Annotated in this window: 18 protein-coding genes and 1 pseudogene; 16 read left to right on the top strand and 3 right to left on the bottom strand. The window is 53.0% G+C overall.

What is annotated here, in order from left to right:
* The 13 genes and pseudogenes from ABJQ89_RS08180 to ABJQ89_RS08120 form a co-directional block, all read left to right on the top strand.
* Window positions 1–155, top strand: a pseudogene (locus tag ABJQ89_RS08180) (N-acetyltransferase); the annotation flags it as partial.
* Window positions 152–712, top strand: a complete 561-nt coding sequence (locus tag ABJQ89_RS08175) for a GNAT family N-acetyltransferase (RefSeq protein ID WP_348495757.1) — start codon at window positions 152–154, stop codon at window positions 710–712. The pseudogene ABJQ89_RS08180 and the gene ABJQ89_RS08175, both read left to right, overlap by 4 nt.
* On the top strand, window positions 709–1236 hold the full coding sequence (locus ABJQ89_RS08170; protein ID WP_348495756.1) for a GNAT family N-acetyltransferase: 528 nt from the start codon (window positions 709–711) through the stop codon (window positions 1234–1236). Before ABJQ89_RS08175 ends, ABJQ89_RS08170 begins: the two co-directional genes overlap by 4 nt.
* On the top strand, window positions 1233–1529 hold the full coding sequence (locus ABJQ89_RS08165; protein WP_348495755.1) for a chorismate mutase: 297 nt from the start codon (window positions 1233–1235) through the stop codon (window positions 1527–1529). Before ABJQ89_RS08170 ends, ABJQ89_RS08165 begins: the two co-directional genes overlap by 4 nt.
* Window positions 1530–1577: 48 nt before the next feature.
* Complete coding sequence (gene rpsP / locus ABJQ89_RS08160) at window positions 1578–1970, top strand: 30S ribosomal protein S16 (RefSeq protein WP_348495754.1); 393 nt, start codon at window positions 1578–1580, stop codon at window positions 1968–1970.
* A gap of 8 nt (window positions 1971–1978) precedes the next feature.
* Complete coding sequence (gene bluB / locus ABJQ89_RS08155; protein ID WP_348495753.1) at window positions 1979–2614, top strand: 5,6-dimethylbenzimidazole synthase; 636 nt, start codon at window positions 1979–1981, stop codon at window positions 2612–2614.
* Window positions 2614–2757 carry a hypothetical protein gene (locus ABJQ89_RS08150; protein WP_348495752.1) on the top strand — a complete coding sequence of 48 codons (144 nt, stop codon included), beginning with the start codon at window positions 2614–2616 and terminating at the stop codon, window positions 2755–2757. Before bluB ends, ABJQ89_RS08150 begins: the two co-directional genes overlap by 1 nt.
* Window positions 2754–3260 carry a ribosome maturation factor RimM gene (gene rimM / locus ABJQ89_RS08145; protein ID WP_348495751.1) on the top strand — a complete coding sequence of 169 codons (507 nt, stop codon included), beginning with the start codon at window positions 2754–2756 and terminating at the stop codon, window positions 3258–3260. The genes ABJQ89_RS08150 and rimM overlap by 4 nt, the downstream gene beginning before the upstream one ends.
* Before the next feature lies 1 nt (window position 3261).
* Entirely contained in the window at window positions 3262–3945 is a 684-nt protein-coding gene (locus tag ABJQ89_RS08140; RefSeq protein WP_348495750.1) for a pentapeptide repeat-containing protein, read from the top strand.
* Between the two features lies 1 nt (window position 3946).
* Window positions 3947–4759, top strand: coding sequence for a tRNA (guanosine(37)-N1)-methyltransferase TrmD (trmD, locus tag ABJQ89_RS08135; protein WP_348495749.1), 813 nt, complete (start codon window positions 3947–3949; stop codon window positions 4757–4759).
* 61 nt (window positions 4760–4820) lie between these two features.
* Window positions 4821–5195, top strand: coding sequence for a 50S ribosomal protein L19 (rplS, locus tag ABJQ89_RS08130; RefSeq protein ID WP_348495748.1), 375 nt, complete (start codon window positions 4821–4823; stop codon window positions 5193–5195).
* 11 nt (window positions 5196–5206) lie between these two features.
* Window positions 5207–5428 carry a 50S ribosomal protein L31 gene (rpmE, locus tag ABJQ89_RS08125; protein ID WP_348495747.1) on the top strand — a complete coding sequence of 74 codons (222 nt, stop codon included), beginning with the start codon at window positions 5207–5209 and terminating at the stop codon, window positions 5426–5428.
* Window positions 5429–5545: 117 nt separating this feature from the next.
* On the top strand, window positions 5546–6427 hold the full coding sequence (locus ABJQ89_RS08120; protein WP_348495746.1) for a hypothetical protein: 882 nt from the start codon (window positions 5546–5548) through the stop codon (window positions 6425–6427).
* Between the two features lie 154 nt (window positions 6428–6581).
* Here the strand turns inward: ABJQ89_RS08120 and ABJQ89_RS08115 are convergent, their stop codons facing one another.
* Window positions 6582–7211: a hypothetical protein gene (locus ABJQ89_RS08115; protein ID WP_348495745.1), complete on the bottom strand. Its 630-nt coding sequence runs from the start codon at window positions 7209–7211 to the stop codon at window positions 6582–6584.
* Between the two features lie 135 nt (window positions 7212–7346).
* Here ABJQ89_RS08115 and ABJQ89_RS08110 point away from each other — a divergent pair, with 135 nt between their 5' ends.
* The 3 genes from ABJQ89_RS08110 (at window position 7347) to ABJQ89_RS08100 (ending at window position 9809) form a co-directional block, all read left to right on the top strand.
* Entirely contained in the window at window positions 7347–8228 is an 882-nt protein-coding gene (locus tag ABJQ89_RS08110; RefSeq protein ID WP_348495744.1) for a DMT family transporter, read from the top strand.
* Entirely contained in the window at window positions 8221–8895 is a 675-nt protein-coding gene (locus ABJQ89_RS08105) for a DUF1045 domain-containing protein (RefSeq protein WP_348495743.1), read from the top strand. The genes ABJQ89_RS08110 and ABJQ89_RS08105 overlap by 8 nt, the downstream gene beginning before the upstream one ends.
* Window positions 8896–8999: 104 nt before the next feature.
* Complete coding sequence (locus ABJQ89_RS08100; protein WP_348495742.1) at window positions 9000–9809, top strand: division plane positioning ATPase MipZ; 810 nt, start codon at window positions 9000–9002, stop codon at window positions 9807–9809.
* 6 nt (window positions 9810–9815) lie between these two features.
* Here the strand turns inward: ABJQ89_RS08100 and ABJQ89_RS08095 are convergent, their stop codons facing one another.
* A complete protein-coding gene (locus ABJQ89_RS08095; RefSeq protein WP_348495741.1) occupies window positions 9816–10244 on the bottom strand; it encodes a MarR family transcriptional regulator in 429 nt (142 codons plus the stop codon).
* A gap of 197 nt (window positions 10245–10441) precedes the next feature.
* A partial coding sequence (locus ABJQ89_RS08090) for a ribonucleoside-diphosphate reductase, adenosylcobalamin-dependent (RefSeq protein ID WP_348495740.1) occupies window positions 10442–12132 on the bottom strand: 1691 nt, incomplete at its 5' end.

The following is a 12132-nucleotide window of genomic DNA, read 5'->3' as shown; positions in this document are numbered from 1 at the left end:
CGTTGACGTCGAATATTGTGCCTGACAATGCCCGCTCTATCGCTTTGGCGGAACGTCTGGGCGCACGGTTCGAGCGTGAATATGACAACGTGAACATGGGCCTCGATCACCTCTATCGTCATCCCAGCCCCTCCGATCTGGAGGCGGCGAGATGAACATGAGATGTGAACAAGCCCCTAGCGGTATCCCATCTGCGATCGCAGCAAATGTTGCGGCGCAAATCCCGACGTTGATGTCAGATGCTGTGATGCTGCGCGCGCCCAAGGTTGAAGACTTCCCGCTCTATGCCGATGTGCTTTGCACATCGCGCGGCCAATACATGGGCGGCCCGCTCAGCCGCGAAGATGCTTGGTGGGATTTCGTGCAAATGGCGTCCGGTTGGATTCTACATGGCCATGGTGGCTGGGCGATTGAAGATTTGGACAGCGGCGATTTGCTGGGCTTTGTGATCCTTGGTCTGGAACCCGGCGATGCACAGATCGAACTGGGCTACCTCGTTTCCGAGGATAACGAAGGCCTTGGCATCGCCCATGAAGCGGCGCAACTGGCGCGTGCGTTTGCCTTTGATACGCTCAAGCTGAACGAATTGGCGAGCTACATCCACAAGGACAACGCCCGCTCCGTAGCGCTTGCCGAACGTATGGGCGCTGAGCGCACTGTGCACGAGGGCGATATGCTGGCCTACATTCACAAGAATGAGTCCGCGCAATGACCTCGTTCAACTTTGAAATTCCAAGTATCGAAACAGACAGCCTGATCCTGCGCGCGCCGCTGGAGAGTGACCTGGACGCGCTGGAAGCGTTCAACAAAACCGAGCGTTCGCATCTGATTGGTGGCCCGCTGGATCGTGCCAATTGCTGGCGTGTGATCTCCAATGGCATTGGCCATTGGGCGCTACGTGGGTTTGGCATGTGGCACATTCACCATAAGGGCGATGATCGCATGATCGGCGCTTGTGGCTTCATCTTCCGTGAAGGCTGGGACGAACCCGAGCTCGGCTGGAACGTGCATGATGGCTATGAGGGCAAAAGCATCGCCTTTGAAGCCGCAAGCGCCGCGCGTGCCTATGGCGCGAAGCATTTCGATCTGGACGGCGTGATCAGCTACATCGTGCCTGAGAACCACCGCTCAATCGCCCTTGCGACGCGCCTTGGCGCAACGTTTGAGCGCGCGGGCAACCTGCTTGGCGAAGCTGCCAACATTTACCGCCACCCCCGTATAGGAGATGTTCAATGACTGACGCAGTGACCAAAGCCGCCGAAGTGCTTGTCGAGCACCGTGAAAGCATCGATCGCTTGGATGCGATCCTCGTCTATACGCTTGGCGAGCGGTTCAAACACACACAAGCTGTGGGCAAGCTAAAGGCAGAGCACGCGCTCCCGCCGAGTGACCCTACACGTGAGGCGACGCAAATCGCGCGCCTTGAAGACCTTGCTAATCGGGCGGATCTGGACCCCGAATTTGCTAAGAAATTCCTCAACTTCATTATTGAGGAAGTTATCCAACACCACAAACAACACCAGACGTAAGGTGCGTGGTTTCACGCACCACCAAAAGAAAACTAGGAGAACTACACCATGGCTATGAAAATTCGTCTCGCACGCGGCGGCTCAAAAAAGCGTCCTTTCTATCGTATCGTTGCAGCGGATTCCCGCATGCCACGCGACGGTCGCTACATTGAAAAATTGGGCACATATAACCCACTTCTTCCTAAAGACAGCGAAGAGCGCGTGAAAATGAACGTTGAGCGCATTCAGTACTGGCTCGGCGAAGGTGCACAGACAACTGATCGTGTGTCTCGTATGCTCGAAGCGGCTGGCCTGAAAGACAAGGTTGAGCGCTCTAACCCTAAGAAGGGTGCACCAGGCAAGAAAGCCGTTGAGCGCGCAGAAGAAAAAGCAGCTAAAGCAGCGGAAGCAGCTGCGGCGCCAGCGGAAGCACCTGCTGAAGAAGCAGCGGCTGAAGAGTAAGTATTGCAATGACTGATCCCGAATTCGATACCGAGTTTCGGGATCAGCTCAACGCATTATTCCGGTGGCGGCGCGATGTGCGCCGCTTCCAAACCACCCCTGTGGATGAAGATTTGCTCGACCGTTGTCTGCAAACCATCCCCCACGCCCCATCTGTGGGCTTGAGCGAACCTTGGCGCGTTGTACGCGTATCTTCAAAGACGGCTCGCGCCGCCGCACTTAAGAATTTCGAGACCGCGAATGAAGCTGCGCTTGCTGGATATTCCGGTGAGGATGCGGAACTTTACGCCTCTCTCAAACTATCGGGCATGCGCGATGCGCCTGTTCAGCTAGCAATTTTCTGCGATGAGGACACCGTGCAAGGCAAAGGCCTTGGCGCAGGCACCATGCCAGAGATGCGCCGCTATTCGGTTGTCGCCGCGATCATGCAATTTTGGCTCTCGGCCCGCGCTGTCGGGCTTGGTGTTGGATGGGTGTCGATCCTCGATGCACCGCAACTGAGCCGCGATTTGGACTGCCCAGAGGGTTGGAAACTCGTTGCATATTTGTGCATCGGCTGGCCTGAAAAGGACACAGAAACCCCCGAGCTGGTCAAAGCCGGTTGGGAATCGCGCACGCCTACATTAGACATAGAGGACCGCTGATGTTTCGTCTGATCCGCCTCCCCTTTTTGCTGGGCATCGCTTTCGTCATCGGCGTTTTCTACGAGCGCAATGCAGCGCTGGAGAAATGCGTCCAAGAGGGCGGGACAATGAAATCTGGTATCTGTCGGGGAGTGTCCGAATGAGCAATGATCTGATCTGTGTAGGCTCCATTGGCGGCTCTTTCGGGGTGCGCGGTGATGTGCGTCTCAAAAGCTTTTGCGCGGAGCCGTCCCACATTGCGAATTACAGCCCATTGGTCACTGAAAAGGGGCGCAGCTTTACCGTGACCCTGCTTGGTCCATTGAAAAACGGCTATTCTGCGCGCCTTTCTGGTGTGAGTAATAAGGAAGACGCCGACGCGCTGAGTGGTGAAAAGCTTTTCGCCAAGCGCGATCAATTACCTGATCTACCAGACGATGAATTTTACCATACCGACCTAGAGGGCCTTGAGGTCGTGGATACGGGCGGGACTGTGCTTGGCCGTGTAAAAACCGTGCAAAATCATGGTGCTGGAGATTTACTAGAGGTCATCGGCCCGCAGATCAAAACTGCTGTTTTACTGCCGTTTACGTTGGCTGCTGTTCCGACTGTTGATTTGAAAGCTGGGCGTATCGTGACAGACCCGCCTGCTGGTTTGTTTGATTGACATGAGCGCCAATCGCATCGTCGAAAACCGCAATTTGACGCGCGCTGATATTGCTCAGCTTGCAGCCGATGGCGGTCCGCTACAAGTGCATAATTGCAAGCTCGACGGCGTTGATTTCGGCGATGCAGAGCTGATGGAATGGACTTTCGAAAAATGCGAGTTGCGCGCTGCGCGTTTGGATCAATGCATTTTGGATGAAGTCACATTCAAAGGGTGTCGCGCTGTCGATACGACCTTTCGATCCGTGCGCTGCGATCAGGTGACATTTGAAAATTGCGATCTGAGCAATGCGAGTTTCATCCACGCGAAGCTCGCGGATGTTGCCTTTAAAAGCTGCAAGATGCTCGGCACTGACTTTAGCTCTGTTACCTTTGCTGATGTGAGTTTTGACGAAAGCAATCTTGGCCTGTCCCAACTGCGTGGACTTGCGATGGCGAAGGCCACATTGAAAGCCGTGAATTTTGATCAGGCAGACCTGTCCGAAAGCACGTTTAAAGATGCCGTTCTGGATGAATGCAGTCTTCGCGATACCATCGTATCTGATGCCAATTTCCAAGGCGCGGATCTGCGCTCATGCGATCTAGGCGGCTTGCAGATGAGCGATGCGCGCCGTTTTAAAGGTGCTATAATTTCCAAACGCCAAGCTGCCGACTTGCTCGGGCAGCTTGGGTTGAAAGTGATCTAATATGACCGACAAACCCCGCTCACATGGTCGCAAGGCCATTCGCCCGACGTTCAAACCGCGCGAATTGATGACGCCGACGCCAGAATTGGCAGGTGTTTGGCGTGCGCAGATTATTACGTTGTTTCCCGACAGCTTTCCCGGTGTGTTGGGGGCCTCTCTCACGGGCAAAGCCCTACAAGAGGGACTTTGGCAGATGGAGACGATCGATCTGCGTCCTTTTGGTGAGACGAAACACAAGAACGTCGATGACACCCCCGCTGGCGGCGGTGCGGGTATGGTTCTGCGTGCGGATGTGCTGGGAAAAGCGCTGGATCAAGCCGCTGAAACAGCCAAGGGCAATTGGCCCGTCGTCTACCTGTCACCGCGGGGCAAACGATTAGATCAGGCGATGGCCAAACGATTCTCGCAATGTGATGGAATGACCCTCCTTTGTGGGCGATTTGAGGGCGTGGATGAGCGCGTTATCGAAGAATATAACATTGAAGAGGTCTCGCTTGGCGACTTTATCCTCACTGGGGGAGAGATTGCAGCGCAGGCCTTGATTGATGCAACGGTGCGGCTTATACCGCGCGTGCTTGGGAACTACGAATCTACCGAGGACGAATCGTTCTCGAATGGGCTACTCGAACATCCCCAGTATACGAAACCTGCCGATTGGAAGGGTCGTATGATCCCAGAAGTGCTTCTGTCTGGTCATCATGCGAAGATATCCGACTGGCGGCAGGATATGGCCGAAAGGCTAACAAAAGAACGTCGACCTGACCTCTGGCGGGCTTGGTGTGCAGCGCACAACAGGGACCCGAACGAAGACTGAGAGCTCTCAAGGACGCATAAACCTTTGCGGAACAACCGCGAGCACACATAGGAGATGAGACATGGATCTTATCGCACAATTGGAGGCCGAACAGGTCGCCGCACTCGGGAAAGACATTCCTGATTTCAAAGCCGGAGACACAATTCGTGTTGGCTATAAAGTCACCGAGGGTTCGCGCTCTCGTGTTCAGAACTACGAAGGCGTATGCATTGGCCGTAAAAACGGCAAAGGCATTGCGGGTTCTTTCACAGTTCGCAAAATTTCATTCGGTGAAGGCGTGGAACGTGTGTTCCCACTGCACTCCACAAACGTAGACAGCATCACAGTTGTCCGTCGTGGCCGTGTACGTCGTGCCAAGCTGTACTACTTGCGTTCACGTCGCGGTAAGTCCGCACGTATCGCTGAAGATACAAACTACAAGCCACTTAAAGGCTAAGGAGCGCACCGATGAAAAACGATATTCACCCAGATTACCACATCATCAACGTGAAAATGACCGACGGTACAGTTCACCAGATGAAATCCACATACGGCAAAGAGGGCGACCAGCTCGCACTCGATATCGACCCATCTGCGCACCCTGCGTGGACCGGTGGCGGTACACGTATTTTGGATGCCGGTGGCCGCGTATCCAAGTTCAAAAAGAAATACGAAGGTCTTGGCTTCTAAGCTTAGTCCCTTTTCGAATTTTCGAAGCGCCGCTCCTTTTTGGGGCGGCGTTTTGCTTTGCGCATTCATGTCTTCGAGTTAGTCTCAAGAAAATCCTCACTTATTCAGGATGCTCACATGCGTGTTTTGCTAACTGTCATATTCTTATTGCTGCCAATGAGCGCCTTTGCCTCGTGTTTCAATGCCCCGATGTGGAAAGGCAAACCGCTCACGGGTGCCTACATAACGTCACAGCACAGAAACGGAGCTGCCCCAGAACGCATCGCCCTGCTTGAATCTCTTCTCGTTTCGAAAAAGTCTTCCGACCTAAACCGCGCTGAAAAGGTGAAATTTCTAATCTCAACTGCGCTCCGCTATTTGCCCGTAGATAGAAAAACAAAAGGTAAGATATGGCGGTCGGGTGATCATGTGGATTTGGTGAAAACTATCCAATCCAATAGAAGTATGATGCGTAACCTTCACTCATGGTTAGCGGAATTTTTATGGTTGAATGGATGTGTCGATGAAGCTCTAACGGAGCTGGAAATCGCGGAACTTAGATCAGGTACTGTTTTGTCGATGTTCATCACCAACGGAAATGCCGACGCGATCCTCAATTTTATGCAGGACTCAATACCCAGCGAGGAAAACGAAATTTTTCTCACGACTACCGTTAAATTGCTTACCAAACCGGACGCCTCGGAAAGAGCATTTCAAGATTTAGAAAGTTCATTTTTGAAAGGGCATCCTCAGCAAGACCTATTGCCAGTGGTTCGTCTATTGCTTGAAAAAGGTGAATTGAAAAGAATCCAAGACCTACCTCATCCCAACCCAGAAGACCTTTTGGAAACGGTTGGGTATTTGAAGAAACTATATACATACTCAGTCTGGTCGGCATTGGCTGGGGACTGCGACATCGCACATCAATTGCGTTACCAGCTTTTACAACTTGATGACATTTGGATCAAATTTTTTACCTATGGTGTGCAGTCCGTAAATGTAATGTGCGCAAAAGAATAAACGTACGACCAAGTGAATGCTCGTGAAAGTATTTCCAATCGGGGAGCATTTCAAGAGACATGGAGCCTAAGTTTAGAACTCTTTCAATTTTCCGAAGCGCCGCGCCATTTTGGGTCGGCGTTTTGCGTTGAAAGTTAGAGGTTTCGGCAACGATCTAAAGCAACGACGTGTGCAACTTTCCATCGCGATACCAGCCCGTTATCAGAAACCCGTTTTCACGCACTTGTGGAAACTGTTCCACCCAATCGCGGAAACGGTCGTTGGTGACGATCTTAGCATTAAAATCTTCGGCCGCCGTCAAGATGTAAGGATCAGCCGGCGTTCCCTTTGGAACAACCATGATGCGATCTTCGGGAATACGCAGTTGTTTACTGAAAGCGTCGTCGTGTTGATATCGGTCACCCAGCAAATAGCCCGCGTTTGCATCAAACATCACGCCTGCGGTAAAACCCTGTTTCTTAAGCAAGGCCAGAACATCTTTCACCGGTTTCAAACTCGGCTCACCGCCCATCCAATGCATAACGTTTGAGCCATCGATGATGACCCATTTCGCGTTGCGGTTTGTTGGACGCGTCCTTGTTTTCCTAGGGCGTTTCGTACGAGGGCGTCTGCTGCCTTGGGGTTTGTGTGGTGCACTTTTACGGCCCCACACAAAGACCAAGGCCAAAAGGCTCGCGATGGCGATTGGTACAGATATCAATACGATGTCCGACCATGCTGGTTGATAAAATCCTATGGCGCTCAGAACCGAGGAAACGAATAACAAAATCAAAGGAATCTTCATACAACCCTGAGTATGCCTGCCCCTCAACAACGTCAATAAAAGAGCGTGACATTCCTTGTGTATGTCGCACGCTCTGGACAAGATCGCACAATGAGCGCACCAGTTGTGCATCGAGTCTCTAAAAGGTTCCAAATCATGCAATCGCGCCCTTTATGGCTTACGCTCGCACCTGCGCTTTTCTTGCTACTCTGGGCCCTAGGCTATTCCGTTGCAAAAATCGGATTGCTGTACACAGACCCCATGACTTTGCTCGCACTTCGCTTTGGCTGCGTCGTGATCATCATGGGATTTCTGTTCGCCGTGTTGCGGCCCCCTTTGCCGAAAACGCGCGCGGATTTCTTACATTTGGCATTTGTCGGATTTTTGATCCAAGCGGTTTATTTCGGCTGTTGCTACTACGCTTTCCACGAGGGCATTGGCGCTGGCACACTTGCGCTTTTGATGTCGTTCCAACCGATCCTCGTCGCTTTGATTGCACCGCTCTGGACCAGTGAAACCGTTTCGCGAAAAAGCTGGATCGGACTGGGTCTAGGCCTTGCTGGCGCGCTTTTGGTCATTGGGTCGCGCACAGACATAGAGCCCCCAACCCTTTTGGGATTAGCTTTCGCAGCTGTGGCCCTTTGCGGTATTTCGGGCGGCTCGATCTGGGAAAAGCGCTTTGGGCTGAGCCATCATCCCGTCACTGCCAACCTAATCGGCTATGGCGCGGGATTTATCGGTATCCTCCCTGCGCTGGCAATCCAGGACGGATTTCACATTGAATGGACGGGGACGTTTATTGCTGCGCTCGCCTATCTCGTGATCGGCAATTCTGTGATCGCCGTTGGGTTACTGCTCGCCATGATCCGCGCGGGTGACGTGAGCCGGGTCTCAGCGCTGTTCTTTCTCGTCCCCCCTCTCGCGGCTCTGGCGGCTTGGGTGAGCCTTGGAGAAGTGATGCCGCCGCTGGCATGGGGCGGGCTCGCGCTGGCGTCCATGGGGGTTTATCTTGCGACAAGGACGGGGCGCGATGTTTGAACGCTATGCAATATACTATGCCGCCGATGGCGATCTGGCCCAACGCGGCGCTGCGTGGCTTGGCTATGATCTGGCGATTGGTGCACCCGTGGCGCACCCAAATTTTGCCGGATTGGATTTGCACGCAGCGACGCAGCGACCACGGGGCTATGGGTTTCATGCCACGATAAAGGCACCCTTTCGACTGTCTGAGGAAAGCAATGAGCACGCGCTTGAGGCTGCTTTCGCGACCTTCTGTGCATCGCAAAAGCCAGCGGCATCAGACGCTTTGAGGCTCTCACAAATCGGCCGTTTTTTGGCGCTGACCTTGGAGGGCGATCAAAGCCACATCAAAGACTTGGCGGCGCAAGCAGTACGTGCCTTTGACAGCTTTCGCGCGCCTTTGAGCGAGCAAGAGATAGCGCGCCGCAAACCCGAACGGCTCAGCGAAGCGCAGCGCCGCAATTTGATGCGATGGGGATATCCCCATGTGATGGATGAATTTCAATTTCACATGACATTGACGGGGCCGCTAAAGGACAACATCCGCGAGGCAGTTAAAACTGCAGCAGGTACGTTTTTCGAACCAGCACTTCCCCGACCGTTTGTGATCGATACGTTGACCTTGGCAGGTCAAAACGAACAGAGCAATTTTGAAAAAATCCTAACTTTGCCGCTGACCGGATAAGTGACAGCAAAACTGCGCTTTCCAATTGCGATATCAAGGCCCCTTCCCCTTGTGGGTTTCATGCTCTAATTCAATAAATAAGACAGGGCTTAGGGGGCCGAAACATGGCGCATATTATTGTTGTCGGAAATGAAAAAGGCGGGGCTGGTAAATCCACTGTTTCGATGCATGTTGCTACGGCGCTTGCCCGTATGGAACACAAGGTCGGCGTGCTTGATCTTGATTTGCGCCAAAAAACCTTTGGACGATATGTTGCCAATCGTACTGAATTTCTGAAGTCGCAAAATCTTGCGCTGCCAAGCCCGAGCTATCGCGAACTGCCTGAAATTGACCAAAGCAACCTGCGCCCCGGCGAGAATGTCTATGATCATCGTCTGTCGGCTGCTGTTGCGACCCTAGAGCCCGACAATGATTTCATCGTAATCGATTGCCCAGGTTCGCACACACGGCTGAGCCAAGTTGCTCATTCATTGGCGGATACGCTGATCACGCCACTGAATGACAGTTTCGTCGACTTTGATTTGCTTGCGCATATCGATACCGAAGGCGTGAATATCCAAGGCCCGTCAGTTTATTCCGAGATGGTTTGGAACGCGCGTCAATTGCGTGCACAGGCCAAATTGCCACCGATCGACTGGATCGTATTGCGCAACCGGATGGGCGCGCAAAACATGGTTAACAAACAAAAGATGCAGGCTGCCATTGACGTGCTCGCCAAACGTATCGGTTTTCGCGTCGCACCCGGCTTTAACGAACGGGTGATCTTTCGCGAACTGTTCCCGCGCGGTTTAACTCTTCTGGATTTGAAAGATGTTGGCGTTAAGCAGATGAATATCTCGAACGTTGCAGCCCGCCAAGAATTGCGCGATCTTATGAAGGCGCTGAACCTGCCGGGCGTAACCGTCGATTTCTAAGTGCGGTTAGCTGAGCCGGCGCAGAACTTTTTCGAGCACTGCACGCTCTTCAATGCTCATCTTGTCGGACAGCGATTGATCAAACCGCCGTGCCTCTTTTTTCAGATCCTCATAGGCTTTCAGTCCGAGGTCCGTCAGCGTCAAAACTTCTGATCGCCGATCACTTTCGAGGCGTGAGCGTTTCAAGAACCGGCGGTGCTCCAATGCAGACACCGCACGGCTTATCTTGGTTTTATGAACGCGGGCGCGTGATCCAATGTCTTTGGCAGTCATTTCACCGTAACTACCAAGGTGGAAAAGAACCCGCCACTCGGTGCGCAACATGCCATAGCGGTCTTTGTAAATCTGCACAAAGTCATGGCTCACAGCCTCTGACGCTTGGTTCAGCAAATACGGCAGGAACAGCTGTAAATCAAAGGTCTCATAATCGCTCATAAGGTACATTTACCCGCGAAGTTGATTTGAGTTCAACAGGTTCAACATCCTTTTCGAAGTTCGCATTTTTTGCTTTTGCCAAAGCCCGCTTAGACATGACACGGGGCGCGAACCGCGCCCCGACACATCATTGTAAACGGAAGAAAGACTGTCCCAAGGAAACGTTCATGCGAGAGTCACCTCTCACAATCACAGAATCAACCGCACTTGGAGTGACCGCAACTGCCGCAGGTCATGCAACCCTCTACCATACGCAAATCATATTGACCGCAGCTTGGGCAAGCCTTTCCGCGGTTCTGTGTCATGCCAACGACCTGCGCTTGCGGATCACTCTTAAGGCCCATGCCTTCGCCTTCGAGGAAGCCGATCTCGATCATGTGTTGCTCCAGAACACCGCCAATCGCGGCCAAGATTGACGGAATGTACTTACCGCCAACCCATGCGCCACCGCGTGGATCGAACACGGCCTTTAGCTCTTCCACAACAAACGTCACATCACCGCCACGGCGGAAGACAGCAGACATCATACGTGTCAATGCGACTGTCCAAGCGAAGTGTTCCATGTTCTTGGAATTGATAAACACCTCAAACGGGCGACGACGGCCACCGACGATCACATCATTCACCGTAAGGTAAATCGCGTGCTCACTGTCAGGCCATTTCAACTTGTAGGTCGCGCCTTCCAAGGACTGTGGGCGATCCAAAGGTTCTGCCATATAGACTACATCCCCATGCGGGCGCTGCGGCTCTGCATCGGTGTTGGCGATCACGTCAGGCGCGTCTTTCTTCTCTTCGCTAACGGACAATACGGAACCCGTCACATCGTTCGGACGATAGGTCGTGCAGCCCTTACAGCCTGAATCCCACGCTTCCATGTAGACTTCTTTGAAATCGTCAAACGCGATGTCTTCGGGGCAGTTGATCGTTTTAGAAATAGAACTGTCGATCCACTTTTGCGCGGCCGCTTGCATGCGAACGTGATCGAGCGGTGCCAATGTTTGCGCGTTCACAAAATAGTCGGGCAGCTCTTTGTCGCCAAACTTGTCACGCCACATTTGCACAGCGTAATCAACGACTTCCTCTTCGGTACGCGTGCCATCCTTTTGCAAAACTTTGCGCGTGTAAGCATAGGCAAACACAGGCTCGATCCCGGAGGACACATTACCCGCATACAGGCTGATCGTGCCTGTCGGCGCGATAGACGTCAGCAGAGCGTTACGAATACCATGCTCGCGGATCGCGTCGCGCACGTCCTCATCCATGTCCTGCATTGCGCCGCTCGCCAAATACGCCTCAGCGTCGAACAAGGGGAACGGACCCTTTTCCTTAGCAAGCTCAACCGAAGCCAGATAGGCGGCGCGGGCGATCGCGTGCAACCATTCGTCCGTCTGACGCGCCGCTTCCTCGGAACCATAGCGCTGACCAACCATCAAAAGCGCGTCGGCTAAACCGGTCACACCCAAACCAATGCGGCGCTTTGCAGCCGCTTCACGCGCCTGTGCCTCAAGTGGGAATTTGGATGCATCAACAACGTTGTCCATCATACGAACAGCCAAGGCGACCAATTCATTCAATGCAGGCACGTCCAAAGCAGCGTCTTCGTCAAATGGGTTCGGGACCAAACGTGCAAGGTTGATCGAGCCGAGCAAACACGCGCCATAAGGCGGCAACGGTTGCTCACCACAAGGGTTCGTCGCAGCAATCGTTTCGCAATAGCCAAGGTTGTTAGCCTTGTTGATACGGTCGATGAAAATCACGCCCGGCTCAGCATAGTCATAGGTGCCTTGCATGATCTGATCCCAAAGCGCGCGCGCATTTACCGTACGATAAACCTGACCTTCGAACTTCAGCTCCCAATCTGCATCTGCTTTTACCGCTTCCATGAAGG

Source organism: Planktotalea sp., assembly GCF_039984035.1.
Classification (GTDB): Bacteria; Pseudomonadota; Alphaproteobacteria; order Rhodobacterales; family Rhodobacteraceae; genus Planktotalea.
This window is presented reverse-complemented; position numbering and strand designations above follow the sequence as displayed.